The 18,006-nt window shown below is 67.0% G+C and carries 14 protein-coding genes; 4 read left to right on the forward strand and 10 right to left on the reverse strand.

From position 1 onward, the window contains the following. Nucleotides 1-90: 90 nt before the first annotated feature. Genes EV651_RS25435 through EV651_RS25445 form a run of 3 tightly spaced genes read right to left on the reverse strand, consistent with a single transcriptional unit; the run spans nucleotide 91 to nucleotide 3,312 of the window. Complete coding sequence (locus EV651_RS25435; RefSeq protein ID WP_133787762.1) at nucleotides 91-1,668, reverse strand: ABC transporter permease; 1,578 nt, start codon at nucleotides 1,666-1,668, stop codon at nucleotides 91-93. Beyond that, nucleotides 1,665-2,618: an ABC transporter ATP-binding protein gene (locus EV651_RS25440; RefSeq protein ID WP_238157183.1), complete on the reverse strand. Its 954-nt coding sequence runs from the start codon at nucleotides 2,616-2,618 to the stop codon at nucleotides 1,665-1,667. The genes EV651_RS25435 and EV651_RS25440 overlap by 4 nt, the downstream gene beginning before the upstream one ends. Nucleotides 2,619-2,667: 49 nt before the next feature. After that, the gene (locus EV651_RS25445; protein WP_202870504.1) at nucleotides 2,668-3,312 is read right to left on the reverse strand and encodes a TetR/AcrR family transcriptional regulator; all 645 of its coding nucleotides are present in this window, start codon (nucleotides 3,310-3,312) and stop codon (nucleotides 2,668-2,670) included. 342 nt (nucleotides 3,313-3,654) lie between these two features. Here EV651_RS25445 and EV651_RS25450 point away from each other — a divergent pair, with 342 nt between their 5' ends. Continuing rightward, nucleotides 3,655-3,993, forward strand: coding sequence for a hypothetical protein (locus EV651_RS25450; protein WP_133787764.1), 339 nt, complete (start codon nucleotides 3,655-3,657; stop codon nucleotides 3,991-3,993). A gap of 11 nt (nucleotides 3,994-4,004) precedes the next feature. Here the strand turns inward: EV651_RS25450 and EV651_RS25455 are convergent, their stop codons facing one another. Together EV651_RS25455 and EV651_RS25460 are read right to left on the reverse strand one after the other, a co-directional pair. After that, entirely contained in the window at nucleotides 4,005-6,566 is a 2,562-nt protein-coding gene (locus EV651_RS25455) for a glycosyl hydrolase (RefSeq protein WP_133787765.1), read from the reverse strand. A gap of 4 nt (nucleotides 6,567-6,570) precedes the next feature. After that, nucleotides 6,571-9,333, reverse strand: coding sequence for a sugar-binding protein (locus tag EV651_RS25460; RefSeq protein ID WP_133787766.1), 2,763 nt, complete (start codon nucleotides 9,331-9,333; stop codon nucleotides 6,571-6,573). A 97-nt stretch (nucleotides 9,334-9,430) separates the two neighbouring features. Between EV651_RS25460 and EV651_RS41545 the strand changes: the two genes are divergently transcribed. After that, complete coding sequence (locus tag EV651_RS41545; protein ID WP_166658784.1) at nucleotides 9,431-10,426, forward strand: LacI family DNA-binding transcriptional regulator; 996 nt, start codon at nucleotides 9,431-9,433, stop codon at nucleotides 10,424-10,426. Here the strand turns inward: EV651_RS41545 and EV651_RS25470 are convergent. The 5 genes from EV651_RS25470 to EV651_RS25490 form a co-directional block, all read right to left on the reverse strand. Beyond that, nucleotides 10,399-11,268 carry an NAD(P)-dependent oxidoreductase gene (locus tag EV651_RS25470; protein ID WP_202870505.1) on the reverse strand — a complete coding sequence of 290 codons (870 nt, stop codon included), beginning with the start codon at nucleotides 11,266-11,268 and terminating at the stop codon, nucleotides 10,399-10,401. The two genes, EV651_RS41545 and EV651_RS25470, sit on opposite strands and share 28 nt — an antisense overlap. Further along, nucleotides 11,265-12,149 (reverse strand): carbohydrate ABC transporter permease, encoded by an 885-nt coding sequence (locus EV651_RS25475; protein WP_202870506.1) that lies wholly within the window; start codon nucleotides 12,147-12,149, stop codon nucleotides 11,265-11,267. The genes EV651_RS25470 and EV651_RS25475 overlap by 4 nt, the downstream gene beginning before the upstream one ends. Then, the gene (locus EV651_RS25480; protein ID WP_133787768.1) at nucleotides 12,146-13,042 is read right to left on the reverse strand and encodes a carbohydrate ABC transporter permease; all 897 of its coding nucleotides are present in this window, start codon (nucleotides 13,040-13,042) and stop codon (nucleotides 12,146-12,148) included. The genes EV651_RS25475 and EV651_RS25480 overlap by 4 nt, the downstream gene beginning before the upstream one ends. Then, nucleotides 13,023-14,399 carry an extracellular solute-binding protein gene (locus EV651_RS25485; RefSeq protein WP_133787769.1) on the reverse strand — a complete coding sequence of 459 codons (1,377 nt, stop codon included), beginning with the start codon at nucleotides 14,397-14,399 and terminating at the stop codon, nucleotides 13,023-13,025. Before EV651_RS25485 ends, EV651_RS25480 begins: the two co-directional genes overlap by 20 nt. Before the next feature lie 108 nt (nucleotides 14,400-14,507). Further along, nucleotides 14,508-15,254, reverse strand: coding sequence for an AraC family transcriptional regulator (locus EV651_RS25490; RefSeq protein WP_133787770.1), 747 nt, complete (start codon nucleotides 15,252-15,254; stop codon nucleotides 14,508-14,510). A gap of 51 nt (nucleotides 15,255-15,305) precedes the next feature. On the opposite strand from EV651_RS25490, the gene EV651_RS25495 reads away from it, so the two are divergent. Then, the gene (locus EV651_RS25495; protein ID WP_166658785.1) at nucleotides 15,306-16,850 is read left to right on the forward strand and encodes an FAD-dependent oxidoreductase; all 1,545 of its coding nucleotides are present in this window, start codon (nucleotides 15,306-15,308) and stop codon (nucleotides 16,848-16,850) included. Further along, nucleotides 16,847-17,983, forward strand: coding sequence for a cellulase family glycosylhydrolase (locus tag EV651_RS25500; protein WP_133787772.1), 1,137 nt, complete (start codon nucleotides 16,847-16,849; stop codon nucleotides 17,981-17,983). Before EV651_RS25495 ends, EV651_RS25500 begins: the two co-directional genes overlap by 4 nt. Nucleotides 17,984-18,006 lie beyond the last annotated feature (23 nt).

Consider the following 18,006-nt stretch of genomic DNA (forward strand, 5'->3'; position numbering starts at 1 on the left):
GAGCATGCGGCAACCCGCTTCCGTACGTCGGAGGTACCCGGCCCTACCAAGACTGAAGGTTGTTCGCCGGTATCGAGGGAGACGCTTTGACTACACCTGCGGGATGCCACGTCGACGGAAGCTGGCGTATCCGGCCACGAGACAGGCGGCTGTGAGGGCGGTCAGCAGGATGACGTTGCCTGAGTCGACCGCCTCGACCGGTGGATTGCCGATCAGGTGGAACGGAGAGAGGTCGCGGACCGCTCCGGCCAGGTTCAGCGAGTCGCCGAGGTAGGCGATCGCTGCGCCGGCCGCGTAGACCAGCCACACGACGGATCCCCACCGCGGTACGACGGTGAAGACGAGCAGGGCGAGGCCACCGAAGAACGCGACGGCCGGCAGGAAGTCGATGACCGCCCGCACGACCTGCTGGGTGATGTTCATTCCCATCGACCACGAACCGCTCGCTGCGAACATCGCCCCACCGGCAACCGATACCGCGACGATCCCAGTAGCGACGACTGCCAGTTGCACGCTGAGCCATGACCAACGGCTTCGGTCGCCCGACAAACGGGCCTCGAGCCGCCCGGACGACTCCTCGGCTCGGAGCAGGCCCACGGCCTGGACGGCGTACCCGGCACCGAGGAGCGCGAGCAGCAGCGCGGTCATCGCGAGAACGGAGTCCAGCCCCGTAGTGCCGGCGCCGCCGCCCATCGCCGAGGCGAGCGACGGGTTGCCGTTGATCGCGTTGACCAGTGGTTTCGCGACCGATCCGAACGTGCCCGCGACTACTACGGTCGCGGTCGACCATCCCAGCAGCGATCCACGGTGACACCGCAGCGCGACCCCGAGTGGCGTACGCAGAAAGCGCGACGCGTGCGGATCGGCGGACCCTGCGTGGAGCAGCGCGCTGCCGATGTCTCGCCGTGATGCGAGGGCGAGCGCGGCCGCGGCGAGCAGCGCGAAGACGATCAGCGGGATCAACAGCGGCCACCAGCGCTGGTGGCCGAACGCCCGGGTCTGTTCCTGCCAGCCCAGCGGTGACAGCCACGTCAACGGCGACCACCGCACGTCGCCGATGCCGCGCAGCGCATAGGCAGCGATGATGCCTGCGAGCCCGATCGCGTAGACGCCACGGGTGTGCGCGACGAGCTGCGCGGCGATCGAGGCGACGCCGATGAAGGCGAGCCCGAGCGCACCCATGGACAGCGAGTAGAGCGCGGCGTCGCGACCGGGAACCCCGACGCCGGCGAAGCTGGCGAAGAGCGCGGCGGTGATCAGGAGCTCAGCCACGACAGCCACCAAGATCGCCGCCAGCAAAGGTGTAGCGCGGCTGATGCGGCCGGCGAGCACGGCCTCGAGCCGGCCGAGTTCCTCGTTCTTCCGGGTGGTCCGGGCGATCAGGCTGACGGCCATGAACGGGATCGCGAAGGACGCCAGGAACCCGAACTCGTTGGCGATGATCCCGCCCAGCGAGTCGATGCCGGCGATGTGGCCGTTGATCATCATCAGCGCATCGTCATGAACGGCAGCGGCGTACGAATGTATCTTCTCCGTGCTGTCGTACAGGCCCTTGATCGCCGAGACGGTGAGCGCCATGGTTCCACCGACGACAACCACCCACACCACCACCGCCAGCCAACCGGTGCGCAGATGCACCCGCACCATCGTCGCCAACTGCCCGCTCATGCCGGGCTCCCCTGCCGGCTCCCCTGCCCGGAGTAGGTGTCGGTGTAGGCGTGCAGGAACAGCTCGTCGAGACTCGGCGGGGCAACGGTCAGGGTATCCACGCCCGCGGCGTGCAGCCGGCCCACGACGTCTCCGAGAACGTCGGCATCGACGCTCAGCCTGGCGTCGAAACCGGCCTGGTGATCGGCGACCTCGAGGTTGACCACACCGGCCACCCCGTCGAACCGCGGACGTTGTTCGGTGACCGCGTGGATCCTCGTGCGGGTGTGCCGCCGAAGGTCGGCCAAGGTACCGGTCGTGACCGTCTTGCCCTTGCGGACGATCGTGACCCGGTCCGCAAGCGCCTCGACCTCGGCGAGGATGTGACTGGACAACAAAACGGTGGTGCCTTCGGCGGCGCGCTCGCGGATGATCTCCTGGAACGCCTGCTCCATCAGCGGATCCAGGCCGGACGTCGGCTCGTCGAGAACCAGGAATTCGACGTCGGCGGCCAGGGCCGCGATCAAGGACACCTTCTGGCGATTGCCCTTGGAATAGTCCCGTGCCCGCTTGGTGGGGTCGAAGTCGAACCGCTCGATGAGCTCGTCGCGCCGGTCGGCACGAATCCCGCCGTGCACCTGGGCGAGTACGTCGATGCACTGGCCACCGCTGAGCCCCTGCCACAACGTCACGTCGCCGGGGACATAGGCCAGACGGCGATGCAGCGGTGCCGAACCATGCCAGGGATCCTTGCCGAACAGACTCATCTCACCGCCGGACTTGCGCATCAGACCGAGCAGGATCCGGATCGTGGTGGACTTCCCGGCCCCGTTCGGCCCGAGGAAGCCGTGCACCTCGCCGCGACGGACCTCCAGGTCCAGCCCGTCGAGCGCCGTGACATCGCCGAATCGCTTGACCAGACCGGTCGCACCGACGACGACCTCCCCACCTGGCTCATCAGCACGACTCACTGTGGAAGCTGCTGTAGGCATCGACATTTCGCGGTCGCCTCCTGGGTTGTCAGTCTTCGTCTTGTTCACCGGTCTCGGCGGTGGGAACGACCAGTACGCCTTCGCGGTAGATCCGAGTGACCTCCGCGGCCCAGCGAGCCAGGCCGTCCCCGGACAGCGGGTCGAAACCTAGGACGTCGGCCAACGGCTCGCGCAGGAGCAGCAAGATGAGGTCGGCGGACAGCATGAACGCCGCCCGCACGTCCAGGTCAGCTGCCGGCGAAGCGAAACCCGCATCGACGAGCTTCCCGAGCAGCAGGCGCGACACCTCGTACCACCGACGGAACAGCGCCCGACCGGCTGGGTCCCCGCTGAGGACCAGGCGCCGCAGGTACGTCGGCAGCGGCGAATCCGCTGGCAGCGCCTGAGAGAACAGCTCGGCGATCGAGGCATTCGACCCGGCGGTCAGGACCTCGCCGATCTCGTCGACATCCTCCATCAGAGCGTCCAACTGCGCCGCGGCGTACCGATCGACCTCCTCACGCAAGCCGGCCTTGCTGCCGTAGTGATGCAGCACCAGCGCCGGTGAGACCCCCGCCGCCTCCGCGATCTGCCGCACGCTGACCGCATCCGGCCCATGATCGGCGAACAACCGCAGCGCGGCGTTGCGAATCACCGCCCGCCCCGTCAGATCCTCGTCATTCCCTGATCGCACGTTCAGCATACTAAACAATCGTTCAGCGTCATTCAAGCTGAAACCGTGCTGGAGGACCGTGGCACGCAGGTGACGGGTTGGCGAAGCCCAAACCCTAGGTAGGCAAGGGCCTGGTAGCCGGCGGTCAAGCCGCCTAGGGACTCTGGCGTCGCGATCTGAATGACTTCCCGCATGCCGTGGACCTGGCATGCGCCGTACCCGGCCCCGAGAAGGAGGCATGCGGCGAGCGCCCGCCGCGAACGTCACGGCGCGAGGGCCACGTACGATCCCTTCGCAGCTGTGATGTGACCAGCTCAGAAGTGGATCGACGGGTTGCGAAGTGAGTAGGACGGGAGGACTGGTATGCCGGAGGGTATTGACCAGGAGGTGCTGGACCGGGCGTACGCGCGGCTGGCTGAGTATCACAACGAGGATCTGCCGCAGGGCATCCCTCCGGTCGCCGCGGAGATGTTCGCGGGCTACCAGGTCACGCCGTACGAGGAGTGGCTGATCTTCAACTCCGCGGACGGTTTCACCAACCAGACCTTCCTGGTCAGTGATCAGATGGTGTACGAGTCGCCGGGCTGGCAGTCGTACGACGACGCTCTCACCGAGGCTCGCGCGCTGAAGGCGGCCGGCGCCACCCGCCGCCCCGAGGCCCCGGACGACGAGGACGACCAGGACGACGAGGACGACGAGTGATCTGCGGCCCTTCAGGGAGTCGTCACTGAGGTGACGGTGGATCCGGTGATGTATGTCGGCCAGACGCCGACCGGCAGGTTGACCTTGCCGTTCGTGTCCGGGGTGTAGGTCGTTGAGACTCCGTAGAGGTTGGTGACCTGGATCGGGCCGGTCGCGTTGACTGTGATTGTGGTGCCGGTGCCGCCGGCGGCCCAGATCGCGCGAAGTGGTGTGCCGTCGTTGGTGGCGAAGACCTGGTCGATCAGCCCATTGCCGGGGAACTCCTGGCCGAGGAATGTCGCGCCGCGGAGCTGGCGAGCGCCGGTGGCATAGGCGACGTACGACGGTTTGGGTGTGTATGCACCGAGTGCATCGGCCGGGTTGTGTACGAGACCGAAGTTGTGCTCCTTGTCCGCCAGGTCGATGCCGTCGTTCATGAAGTCGTAGAGGTAGTACCGATCGACGCCGCGGCCGAGGACGGCGAGCTGGGCCCGGGCGACGTACATGGCCTGGGTCGGCTCGCTGACGTTGCTCTGGTAAGTCCCCGTGTACCAGCCGGACTCGGTGACCCAGATCGGCTTGTCCACACCGCCGTTGTACTGCCGGATCAGCGCCCGGATCCGGTCGATCGCGGCGCTGAGTCCCTCGGGAGCGTTCAGGAAGTTGTACGGGTGGATGGACACCACGTCGAGGTACTTCAGCCCGCCGAGTTGGCAGAACGCCTCGAACCAGGCGACCTGGGTGACGTCGGTGTCACCGCCGCCGACGATGGTCAGTCCCGGGTGGTTGGTCTTCAGCTTCGCGTACGTTGCCTTGAGCAACGCGAGATAACTCTCCGGCGTCTTGTTGGACGGGCCGGACGCGTTGACGTCCCACTCGTTCCAGATTGCCAGGTTCTTGATCTGCGGGAACTGCGTGGCGAGGGCGTCCGCGTAGTTGGCGAACGCGGCTCGGCCGGTGTCGGTGAACGGTGCGTCGAAGTAGTCGTTCGGCCCGACGTCGTCGTACAGCGGGTTGCCGTAGTCGGCGATCAGCAGCGGGTCGATGCCGCTCGCCTGCCAGGACTGGAGGTAGTTGGTGACCTTCGCCGGGAAGGCGTACGTCCCACGGGTCGTCTCGGCCTGATACCACTGCGCTTCGTCACGCCCGCCGCGGGCGCCGGACTGAGTGAGCAGTGGCATCGGCGTCGTGCTCCACGACTGGCCGAAGTGAGTGCCGGCGCCGAGCAACGATGTAGCCGTGGTTGCCGCGACCGCGTCGACGTTGACCGTGGCCGTCGTACCGCCGCCGATGATCGAGCTGCGGTCCAGCGTGATCATGATCGATTTCGCCGGACCGTGCCAGATGCCGTCGTCAGCGCCACCGAAGTGCAGGTAGCCGGTGCCGCCGTCGAACCGGGTGACGTTCAGTGGCTGCCAAGCCGTCGAGCTGGACACAGGCAATCGTTGCTGGTGGACCTGCCCAGTCGCGTCGGTCAGTCGCAGCCCGATGGCCGACAGTTGGCTGGTTTTGACGGACAGGCTGAGGGCGGTCAGATCGACAGGGACCATGGTTCGTTGAATGGCGACGTAGTTGCCGCCGCCCGAAAAGTTCCCCGAGAGCTTGGCCGACTGGGTCCCGCTGGCGGCCGAGGTCGCGTCGAGCGCCAGGCTGCCCGTCGCGCCTGGGAACTCGCTGCCGGGATAGAACGACCAACCCTCGGCCGCGCTTTCGTAGTCGCCGAGCGACGTCGTCGGCCTGCCGGCCGGCGCCTTCAGCGCGAGGTCGTCCAGGCTCAGGGTGGTGGTCGTCGCGCCGGAGATGGCCGCCTTGTCCAGCACGACCTCGACCGACTTGGCCGGGCCGTGCCAGACACCGTCGTTGGCGCCACCGAAGTGCACGTACTGCTTGCCACCGTCGAACCTTGTGACGGCCAGTGCTTGCCAATCGGTTGCCCCCGACAACGTCAGGCGCTGCTGATGGACCTGGCCGGTCGAATCGGTCAAGCGGAACGTGAGGAACGACAGGTTCGGCGACTTCGCCCAGAAGCTCACGCTGGTCGCGTTGACCGACGGCAACGGCCGGTTGACGCTGACGTAGGCGCCGCCGGCACCGAAGTTGGCGGAAAGCTTTCCGGAGCTCGAGCCGGAGTGGTTGTCCGTGCTGTCGAGGGCGAAACTGCCGGTGGCTCCGGGATATTCGCTCCCGGGATAGAAAGTCCAGCCTTCGGCGGTGTTCTCGAAGTCGCCGATCCGGTGGGACGTGAGTCCGGCGATCGGCGACGTACTGACTGGACTGACGACGGCGAACGTGGTCTGCGCGGTCGTCGTACCGGCTTGGACCGTGAGCTTGTACCAGCCGCGGGTGGTGAGCGGGATCTGCAAAGTGCTCGCGGCGGCTTGGCTGCCGCTGGCGACGACGGCGCCATTGACGTCGGCCGCCGACCAGCTGACCGAGGCCGCGTCGGTGTTGAGGCCGAACTTCACCGGTTGGCCGTCGGTGAAGACGTTTCCGAGGGTGATCGGCGTGAGCGTCAGTACGGCGGCCTGGGCGGTGGCAACCGTACCGAAGCCGAGGATGCACACTGCGACGACGATGGCGAGTAGGCGTTTCATGGCATCAGTGGGTCGAGGGGTCGAGGAAGACGGGGTTGAATCCGGCCGGGTTCTTGGCCTCCGCCACACCCTTGCCCCAGGTCAGCCAGCCGCGTCGGCCGGTGCCGTCGTTCTCGTTGATCACCACGGTTGCCGACAGCAACCGATCCTCGGGCGCGAACTGGAGTGTCGTCCACGGGATGGCGATCTCGTACGTCGTGGTGTGCGCGGCCGCGTCACGGACGACCTTGGCCTGCACGCCGGATAGCGTCCCGGCCTGACTCACCGGCGTCCATCGCCAGGTATCGACCGTCCCCTCATCGGTCAGTGCGGCGCCAATTTCCTGGACCTGTGGCGCTTCACCTGGTGCGCCGGCCGACATACCCAGCTGCAGACTGTCTCCGGCCCAGATGTTGCCGCTCCGGTTCGGCTGTGCGAACACGTCGTCGGTCACCCGAGCGGACACGTAGAGGTTCGTGTCGTCATGGGTGAGCCAGAGCGATCCTGAAAGGTCGTCAGGTCCGCCCCATCCCTGGACAGGCGGTGTTCCGGTGCCGGTCAGGGAGAGAGCAGGCAACGCGGCCACACCAGGGTCGATGACGCCGTCGAGTGCGACCGTGCGCCGGACACCGTGCGTCGCTGCGATCACCGGATTGAGCTTGCCCGTTGCGCGGATGCCGGCGGCACCGGTACGTCGGATGGTGGCCGACCAGGTGGACGCCGCGGTAACGGGCAGCTCCACATCGGCGTACGACGTACCGTGGGATGCGACCGTGACACCTGCCAGCAACGTCCCGGCGGCAGAACCCGATGCCCAGTCCACTCCGTCGATCGTCAGTGGACGAGAGGACGCATTGGCGACCCGGAACCGGAGCAGGTCCTTGCCGGCTCCGTTGAGTACGTGCGAACCGGTGATCGCCAGTGGCGGGGTCGCCGTACCGGCTACTGTGAGCAGAGCAACCGATCGGCCGTCGACATTCACCGAGGCCGAGTAGGTCCGCGGACCGGTCGATTCCTGAGCCGGATAGGTCACCGGGACAGTCACCGCGGCACCAGCCGTCACCGAACCGCTCGTCTGGCCACCGCCGGCAGTGACGGTGAACACGTGCGTGACCGGGTCCGGGTTGGTGAACGTCAGCGTGCCCGTGGCCGGGTCACCGGAGACCTCCGGTGCAACCGACAACGCGAATCGGCCGGACGGCAGCATGGGACCCGTGATCGCGCCACGCAGGTAGATGGGCTCCGGTCCAGCGGTGACCCAGACGTGCCCGCCTGCGTCTGCGGTCAGTGTCGTCTCGACGCCGTACAGGTTCGTCACCTTGACGGTCGAGCCCGCAGGTGCGGTCGCGGCCACGACTCCGGGGGTGGCGGACCAGACTGCGTGGACGCTTTGTCCTCCGCCGGCGTTGAACGAAACGTCGTACCCGTTGCTCCCGAAGCGGGTCTGGCCGATCAACGGCAGCTCGTCGATCTGGCGGGCCAGGACGGCGGTAGCGACGTACGACGGCTTGGGTACGAGCGCACCGCGCGAGTCGAGCCGGTTGCGCACCAGGCCGAACCGGTGCTCGACGTTCGACGGGTCCGTGCCCGAGTCCATGAAGTTGTAGGAGCTGTACCGCGCCACACCGTTGCCGTAGGCCAGCAAGTGGCCGCGCACCAGGTCGCGGGCCTGCGTGGGCTCGGACACCGAGCTCGGGTTGGTCCCGGTCGCCCAGCCCTGCTCTGTGATGTAGATCGGCTTGCTCGAGCCGTGGGCCGTCATGATGTTGCGGATGGTGTTGACGTAGGTGACCGAGGCCTCCGGGTCCAGCGGCTGCACGTACGGGTGAATCGTGACCGCGTCCACGTAGTCCAGCCCGCCGAGGTCGGCGAACTTGGTGAACCAGCCCTGCCAGTCGTTGATGACCGCCAGCGACGGACCGGTCAGCTTCACGTCCGGATGCTTGGCCCGAACCGCGGCGCTCACCGTCTTCAGCAGCGCGACGTAGTTCTCCGGGCTGGCTTTCGCGGCGCCGTTCGGGTCACGCAGGTTCCACTCGTTCCACAGCTCGTACGTCGTGTGCTCGGTGCCCCACTCGTCGACGGCCGCAACGGCGTACCGGGTGAAGGCTGCACGCTGCTCGTCGGTCGACGGCGCCTCGTCCGGGTAGTACAGCGAGTTCCCGTAGTCGAGGATGTTCAGGAAGTCGATGTTGTTGGCGTCCAGCGTGGCCTTGTAGTCCTTGTACCGCTGCGGGAACTGAATGACGCCCTTCGTGGTCTCCGCGGCCGACCAGAACGCCTCGTCGCGGTCGGTGGAGATACCGCCCTTGGCCATCAGCGGTACGGCTTCCAGACCTGGATTGGCCGCGCCGCCGAACGCCAGCGCGCCCGCGACTCCGATCCGGGTGTCCGTGGACGTCGAGAAGTCGTGCGAACTCAGTACGGCGAAGTCCGTGCCACCGAGCGTCGTCGTACCGTCGGAGCCGACCGCTGTCAGATCGGTCTGGTACCAACCAGGCGTACTGATGGCCAACGTGAGCTGCCCGTTGAGTGTGGCGGCCGGCGCGGAACCCTTGGCCACCTCGGTCCCACCGGCGTCACGGACCGTCCAGTTGAGGGTGGTGGCGTCGGTGCTGAAGCCCAGCTTCACCTGCTGCCCTGCGGTGAAGGTGTTGCCGACCGTCGTCGGCGTGATGGTCAGGGTCGGCGCAGCGGTTGCCGCCGCGCGGGCGGGTGACTGGAGTACGGCGGCCAGCAGCAGACCGGCCGTGAGAAGACTGACTACGCCGGAGCGGCGACGGGCCATGGGTGCTCCTCCTCGGAAGCGAAAGCGGTTTCGCAAATCACACCTTGATACCGCCGGAGCCCGCTGTCAACGGCTCGAAGCTGACTACGATGTGCACATGGCCGATTCAGTGATCACGCTGTCCGATGTCGCCGCCGCGGCCGGGGTGTCGCTGTCGACGGCTTCCAAGGCGCTGAACGGCACCGACCGGATCTCGGAGGCGACCAGGGAGCATGTCCGCGTGACCGCGGACCGGCTCGGGTTCCGGCACAACGCCCTGGCCCGCTCGTTCGCCCGCGGTCGCAGCCAGACCATCGGCGTGCTCACCCACCGCGCGTCGAACCCGTTCACCCGCGTGGTGCTGGCCACCGCCGCCACCGAGTTGGGCGCCAAGGAACAGGCCATCCTGCTGTACGACGCACGCATCGACGAACATGACGTCACCGAGAGCATCCTGCAGCTGCGGGCCCGCCGGATCGACGGCGTGATCGTGATCGGCACCGGTACGTCGTACCCGACGCCGTCGCTGACCAGCCGCTTCGACGTACCGGTGATCTACGCGTTCACGTTCACCGAGGACCCCGACGACGTCACGATCACCGCCTACGACAACGAGATCGGCCGGCTCGCGCTGGGGCATCTGCTGTCCAAGGGCCGCCGGAAGATCGCCCACATCACCGCGGAACCGCGCGACAACGCCGCCCAGCGCCGGGCGGCCGGGGCTCAGGAGGTCCTGGCGGACGCCGGGCTCGAGTGGGCGAGCCCGGTGCGGTTCGGCCGCTGGCGGGAGGGCTGGGGCGCCGACGCGGCCGCCGAACTGCTGGCCGAGGTTCCGGACGTCGACGCGATCTTCTGCGGCAGCGACCAGATCGCCCGCGGTGTCGAACGCGTCGTCCGCGCGTCCGGCCGGGACGTGCCCGGTGACGTCGCGCTCATCGGCGTCGACAACTGGGAGCAACTGATGCACGACCAGCGCGTCTCCCGGCACCTGACCACGATCGACGTCGGCCTCGAGGAGATCGGCCGCCAGGTAGCGGCCCAACTCCTCGAGCCCGGCACTCAGCCCGGCATCCAGTACGTCGCTCCTCAGGTCGTGACCGCGGAGACCACCTGATCCTCGTCGTGGATCGAGTACTGCGGCCGGAAGCCCAGTAGCTCGCGCGCCCGGGTGGTGTCGACCAGCGATCCACGTCCCGTGACGGTCCTCCGCAGCGGCACTGTCGGTGCGTACTCGCGCAACAGTTCGTCGGTCTGCCGGTCGATCAGGATGTCGTCGGCCGCCAGACCGACCACATGTGCGCCGCCGGCCGATGACTCGAGCGCGGCGATGATCGCCCGGACGCCGTCGCGCAGGTCGAGGTAGGCCCAGCCTTCGCGAGCCATCACGGACGGGTCGCGTTCGGCCATGGCTGCGAACTTGAACAGTTCCTCGCGGGTCTTCACCAGTGGGAACCGCAGCGCGATCACGTTGGTTCCCCATCGCCGCCACGCCATTCGCGCACTCTGCTCGTCCACGCTCTTCGACAAGGAGTACGCATCCGCGATGTCGGCCTCCACCTCCTCGTCCAGCGGGTAGTAGGCCGGCTGCACCTCGTTCACGTTCATCGGTACGCCGAACGCGTTGATACTGCTCGCGATCACGACCCGGTCGATCCCCTGCTGCCCGGCCTGCGCCAGGACGTTGAACGTCGCCGCGACGTTGTTCTCGAACACCTCCTCCGGCGTACCCAGACTGGGATGCGGAATCGCCGCGAGATGCAGTACGGCGTCCACACCGTCGAGTGCTGCCGCCACATCCTTCGCAGATCGCGCATCACCGGCCAGCGGGCGGTCCGCCGTACTGGTGTGGTCGTAGCGCAGCGACAGGCCGGTGACGTCGTACCCGCTCTTCTGCAGGCCGATGACGGCGGCCCGGCCGATCGAGCCGTCCGCACCCGTCACGAGAACACGCTTCACGCCTTGATCCCCCCAGACAGGCCCACGCCACGCAGAAATGCTCGCTGGAAGACCAGGAACAGCAGCACCGGGATCAGCAGGGCCAGGAACAGACCCGCCAACTGGATGTTGAGCTCCGTCACCTTGGCGATCTTCGGCAACGCCACCGAGACCGGCTGAAGATCCGGATTCGTCAGCACCAGCAGGGGCCACAGGTAGTCCTTCCAGGAAGAGATGATGCTGAGCAGCACGACCACACCGAGGATCGGTCGCGACAGCGGCAGCACGAGCGAGGTGAACACGCGGATCGAACCGGCACCGTCGATACGGGCCGCCTCGAAGTATTCGCGGGGGATGCTGTCGAAGAACCGCTTCACGATCAGCACGTTGAACGCACTGGCCGCGGGTGGCAGCCAGACCGCCCAGAACGTGTTCGTCAGATTGGCGTGCACCACAGGCACTTTCAGTACGGTCAGGTACAGCGGGACGAGTGAAACGATGTGCGGCACGAACAGCGTGGCGAGGATCGCTCCGGACAGCACGGCTCCCCACCGCGGCCGTAGGACGCTCAGCACGTAGCCGGCCGTCGTACAGACGATCAGCGACGCAACCGCCGTACCTGCCGCGATCATGGCGGTGTTTCCCAGGTAGTAGCCGATATGGCCCTGTTGCCAGGCGGTGGCGAGGTTGCCCCACTGCACATCGCCGGACGGGAACCACGCGAGCGGCGAGCGGATGCTGTCCTGTGTGGGCGAGATCGCTGCCTTGAGCAACCACAGCAGCGGACCGAGTCCGGCGATCAGCAATCCGACGAGTACGACGACCTGTCCGACGACGAACGGGACCCGGATCCGGGTGAGCCTGCGGTCCGAATCCGACAGCGCACCCCGTTCCCCGCTCACTCGGTGCTCCAGCCGCGGGTGGCCAACTGGAAGACAGCCGACAGTACGGCGAGCCCCAGCGCCAGTAGGACGCTCAACGCGGTGGCCGCGCCGTAATCCCCGTTGACGAAGGCGTAGTTGTAGATGAGCAGCAGAATCGTCATGGTCGAGCCCTGTGGTCCGCCACCGGTGAACAGCAGCGGCTCGGTGAACAGTTGCATCGTCCCGATCACCTGCAGAAGCAGCATCAGCAGCAGGACGCTCCGTAGATGCGGCAACATCACGTGCCACACCCGACGGACCACTCCGGCACCGTCCAGCTCAGCCGCCTCGTACAGGTCCGCGCGTACGGACGTCAGTGCCGCCAGGTAGATGATCACCGCGTTGCCGGCGCCGGCCCAGGTCGCTTCCAGCACGATCGACGGCATTGCCGAGCCCGGACTGTCCAGCCACAGGAACGGTCCGAGTCCGACGTGGCCGAGGATGGTGTTGAACATGCCATTGGGCGACGGGTCGTAGAAGAACCGCCAGAGCAAGATGGCGACCACCGGCGGCGTGATCACCGGCAGATAGGCCAGCATGGTGTACAGCCAGGACCTGCCGCGCAGCTCGGACAGGAACATCGCCAGCAGGATCGGCACCGGGAAGCCGAACAGCAAAGCGAGCAAGGTGAACCACAGCGTGTTCAGCGACGCCTGGCCGACCGCCGGATCGGTCAGCACGTACCGGAAGTTCTCCAGCCCGACCCACTTGACCGGATCGATCAGGTTGGTCTGCTGAACGCTCATCACCAGACCCTTGACGATCGGGCCCCACGAGAACACCAGGAAGATCAGGAGCACCGGCAGCGCGAACAGCACTGCCGGCACTCCGTTGCGCAGGCGGCGGAGCAACTCAGCGCCCGAGCTTGGCATTCACGGTGCCGGCCGCCTTGGTCAGCAGTGCCGGGATGTCGGCCTTCGCGTTACCCAGTACGGATTGCACCACCTGGTCAAGAGCGGCGTACACCTCCTGAGCCTTCACCGGCGGCTCCGGAATGATCTTCTGGTCGGCCGCCACCTTGGTGTACGGCGCGAAGTTCTCCTGCGGCACGTTGACGTACGGCTTGATCCACGACTGGTACGTCGACCATTGGTCGGCCGCGACCACCGGAAGGCCCGGCACACCGACGGGCAGCTTCGCTGCCACATTGTTCTTGGCGCTCGTCACCGCCGCGTCCTGGTTCACGTACTTGTTCAGGTAGGCGAACTTGATCCACTTGACCGCCGCCGTCTTCTCGGCGTCCGTGGCGTCCGGACTGACGATCTGGACGCTGCCACCGCTGAGGGTGCCGTGGTCACCGCCCTGCTGCGGCAACGAACCGATGCCGAACGCCGACGACTTCAGGCCGTTCGTCTGGACCAGCGTGCGGTACTGGTCAGGCGCCGCCATGTACATACCGACCTTGCCGGCCGCGAACGCCTTGGAGATGCCGTCCATGTCGTAGAGCACCGCCTGGCCCATCGACTTGTCGGTCCACTTCATGTCGTGCAGCAGCTGCAGTGCGGCCTTGGACGGGGCGTCGTCGAACGTCGCCTTGCTACCGTCCTCGTTCTCGATCGAGCCGCCGAACGCGTAGCTCTGGGTGGTGAACATCCAGCCGCCGGTGTTGTTCGTGGTCATCTGCGCATAGCCGGCCTGCCCGGTCTTCTGCGCGATCGCCTTCGCGTCCGCCCGCAGCTCGTCCCAGGTCGCCGGCGGCTTGTCCGGGTCCAGTCCGGCCTTCTTGAACAGGTCGCGGTTGTAGATCAGGCCGATCGAGTACGCGGCGGTCGGTACGGCGTACACGTTGCCGGACCGGTCCTGGGCGATCTTCAGGACGTTCGGGTTCAGCTCGTCGAGCAGGCCGTCGTCCTTGAGCACCTTCGTCAGGTCAGCGACCTGCTTTCGAGCGATCAGGCCCTGCGGCTCGGTGAACGGCACATTCAGTACGTCGGGAAGCTGTCCGCCGGCCGCCTGCGCCTGGAACGTCGTCGCGTCCCAGACGGTCTCGACCGGGTTCAGCTTGATGTCCGGGTTGGCCTTCTGGAAGTCGGCCACCTTCTTGTCGAAGGACGCCCGGTTGGCGGGATCGGAGCTGGACGGACGGTCACCGACCGTGAGCGTCACCTGCCCGGAGTCACCCGACGCGGCAGAGGAGGACGAGGGGGCGCTGGAGCAGGCCACCAGCCCTGCCAGCAGGACCAGGGAGGTCGTGAGCGCTGCGGTGGAACGGATCGGGGGTCGGTACATTGCGAACTCCTCAGCGGGGATAGGGCGCGAGCGGCCGTTTCCGCAGAGTAGCGCAAGCGCTTTCGCAAATACCAGACCCAACCTCAGGTTGGCCCTGCTGCGTCGCCGTCAGACCCGGTTGGTGTGGCGGTACCGAGAGGGAGATTGGCCCGTGTGGTTGCTGAACACGCGGCTGAGGTAGAAGGCGCTGCGGTACCCGCAATGCTCGGCGATCGCCTGCAGCGTGTCGTCGGTCTCGGCCAGGAGCTCGCGTGCCTTCCGTATCCGGAGGCGGCGGAGGTAGAGGGCCGGTGTGACGCCGTGAACCGCTTTGAACCGTCGTGAGAGCTGTGCGGGGCTGATACCGAGAACGGTCGCCAGACCGCCGAGCGAGAGGTCCGGTACGTCGAAGTGGTCGTGGATGTACGCCGTCGCACGTTCCACCAACTCGTCCGCGGGCGCATCGTGGTGCGCGCGCAAAGTCATCAGGACGAGGTCCGTGACGACGTGCGCCGCAACCAGGTCCGCCTGACCGTCGGTTGCCTCGAGCATCGACAGATCGGCGCGGAGACGGTCGAGATCCCGCACCCGCCGACAGCCGACGGGTGGCTCGAGCTCGGTACTGAAGCGAGCATGGAAGAAGGACACAGGTGTCTGCATCTTCCGCCGGAGCGTCCCGCCGGGCGGGCAGATCACGATGTCACCGAACCTCGCCACCCCCGGCGGGGCGCCCGAAACCTCGAACGCGAACGCCCCGCTCCGCGGCAACAGCAGACTCCAGGTCTCATAGGTGTCGTACGTGAGACTGAAGCGGGCCCGGCGCGGCGCGAGCAGGTAGCCGTCGAGCGTCAGCACGGCAAAAAAGTACATGCTCATGCCCGGATCCGCTATGTCCACGAGGGTTCACAGAGCGCCAGAGTGCAGGTCATGGTCGATGTCTGTGTCTACGGAGGTACCCCCGCGGGTTGCGTCGCCGCGATGACTGCCCATCAGGAAGGCGCATCGGTCGTCCTGATCGAGCCGAGTCGATGGCTCGGCGGCATGCTCAGCGCCGGTATCAAGCCGGCCCAGGACTGCCCGATCCCGGCGGCGGTCGGCGGCCTCACCAGTACGGCGGTCTTCGGGTTCGGCAACAACCCTCACGACGTCCAGCGGGCGTTCCAGGACTGGATCGCGGGTGCCGGCATCGAGGTGATCTTCGAGCACCGGGTCCGTTCGGTCACCCGCGACGGCAATCGCATCACCGCCATCCAGTTGGAGACCTCGACACCGGACAAGTGGGGCGTTCCACTTCCGGCCTCGGAGTCCGTACGCGCCAGCGACGTACGCGCGGAGGTCTTCATCGACACGTCGTACGAGGGCGATCTGATGGCGCTCGCCGGCGTCCCCTACCGCACCGGGCGCGAGGCGCCCGAGGCCTACGGTGAAGACCTGGCCGGCGTCCGGCCGGTCACGAATTGGACGCCGATCGACCCGTACGTGGTGCCCGGAGACAGCACCAGCGGACTGCTCCCCCTGCTCGAGCCGGACCACGGCCTGCCCGTAGGCGCGGCGGACGACTACACGCAGGCCTACAACTACCGCTTCTACGTCACGACCGACCCTGCTCGCCGCGCCGACCTCACTCCGCCCGACGGCTACTCCCCCGCCGACTACGAGCTGGTACGACGCTATGTCGAGCACCTCGGCTCGAACCTCGAAGCCCTCCGCGGGATCTTCCCCGGATGGATCAACTCGGGTGAGTACAACTATCAGCGCGCATCCCTGATCACCAACGCTCCGCTCGGAGTGAGCCGCGCGTACCAGAACGGCAACTGGGACGACCGGTCCCGGATCTGGCGTCACCACATCGACTACCTCCGCGGACTTCACCACTTCCTGTCGACCGATCCCGCCGTACCGGCAGAGTTCCGCGCGGAAACAGCGGCGTACGGCCTCGATGCGAGCGTCTTTCCCGAGACCGAAGGCTGGCCGCCGCAACTGTATGTGCGGGCGGCGCGACGCCTCGACGGCGTCTACACCGTCACGCACTCCGACGTGAGCAACGAGACCCGCCCCGGCGACGGCATCGGCCTCGCGCTCTTCGGCGTGGACGTCTATCCGGTACGACGGATTCCGCACCGCGACCCCGAGACCGGGCAGCTCGGCGTGGCGACCGAAGGGGACATGTTCATCGGCGGTCATCTCGGCACCGGCCATCCGTACCCCATTCCCTACCGGGCCATCACGCCGAGACGAGCCGATTGCGGCAACCTTCTCGTTCCGGTCTGCCTGTCGGCCTCCCACATCGGGTATGCCGCGACACGCATGGAGCCGGTCTTCTGCGTGCTGGCCGAATCCGCGGCCGTCGCGGCGGTGCAGTCGCTCCGCGCGCAGAACGACGTACAAGACCTCGACATCGCCGAACTCCAGGACCGGCTCGTCGACCGGGGGCAGGTCATCACGTGGAACACCTTTGACGGGGCCCGATGATGGTCCCCGCCTTCGGGGTGAACTATGTGCCGCGCGAGCAATGGTGGAACGCATGGCTGGACTTCGACGAGAACTCGATCGCCGATGATCTGACCGCGATCGCGGCGCTCGGCTGCGATCACATTCGCATCCAGTGCCTCTGGCCCGTCTTCCAGCCCTTCCCGACCTCGGTTTCGGTCAGTGCGATGTCTCGGCTGTCCATCGTGCTCGACCGCGCGCTCGATGTCGGACTGGATGTCTGGGTCACCGTCCTGAACGGGTTCCTCTCCGGCTGGGTCTTCCGTCCTCCATGGCTGACGAAGCACAACCTCTTCACCGACCCACTGGCGGTCTCCGCCGCCCGGCTCCTGCTCCGCGAGGTCGCCGAGCTCGTGTCCGGACACCCAGCCGGGGCCGGCATCGACCTCGGCAACGAACCGAACATGCTGGTCGGCTACGAACCACAGTCCGTCGGCCAGGAGGACCTGGACAGTTGGGCGCGCACCCTGATCGGGACCGTACGATCCGCGGCGCCGGACCTGCCCGTCGTCCTCGGCGCGGACCACCAGCCGTGGACGACCGACAAGGTCGGCTTCAGCCCAGCCCTACTCGCCAACGAACCCGACATCACCACCGTCCACGCCTGGCCCTATTTCAGCGGCTTCCTCGCCCACTTCGGCGAGAACAACGACCTTGCCTGGTCGATCGGCGCCTACCTCGCCCAGGTGGCGGCCGCACATCAGACCACCCCACGGCCGATCTGGGTGCAGGAAATCGGCATCGCCCCGGAATGGGTCTCCGACGTCACCGTCGAGGACGCCGCCGAACAACTGATCCGTCAGGCCCTGTCGGTTCCCGGAGTCTCCGGATTGTCCTGGTGGGCATCGCACGACATCCGGTCCGACCACGGCGGCTTCGCGCCACTCGAGTACGGGCTCGGTCTGCTCGACGTACACAACCGGGTCAAACCCATCGGGCACCGCTTCGCCGACATCACCACCGAACTCCGAAAGACACCAGACCGCCCGCGCAACCTCGCCCCGACACCGATCCTCCTACCGCGCAACACCCCAGCAAACCTCGAATTCGCAACCCATTGGGCCCAGCACTGGTCAAACGGCCACCCCCCACAAATCCTCCTCGAACCCGCCTGAGACGGCCCGCAACTCGTTCCCGG

Source organism: Kribbella sp. VKM Ac-2571, from assembly GCF_004362255.1.
Lineage (GTDB): Bacteria > Actinomycetota > Actinomycetes > Propionibacteriales > Kribbellaceae > Kribbella > Kribbella pratensis.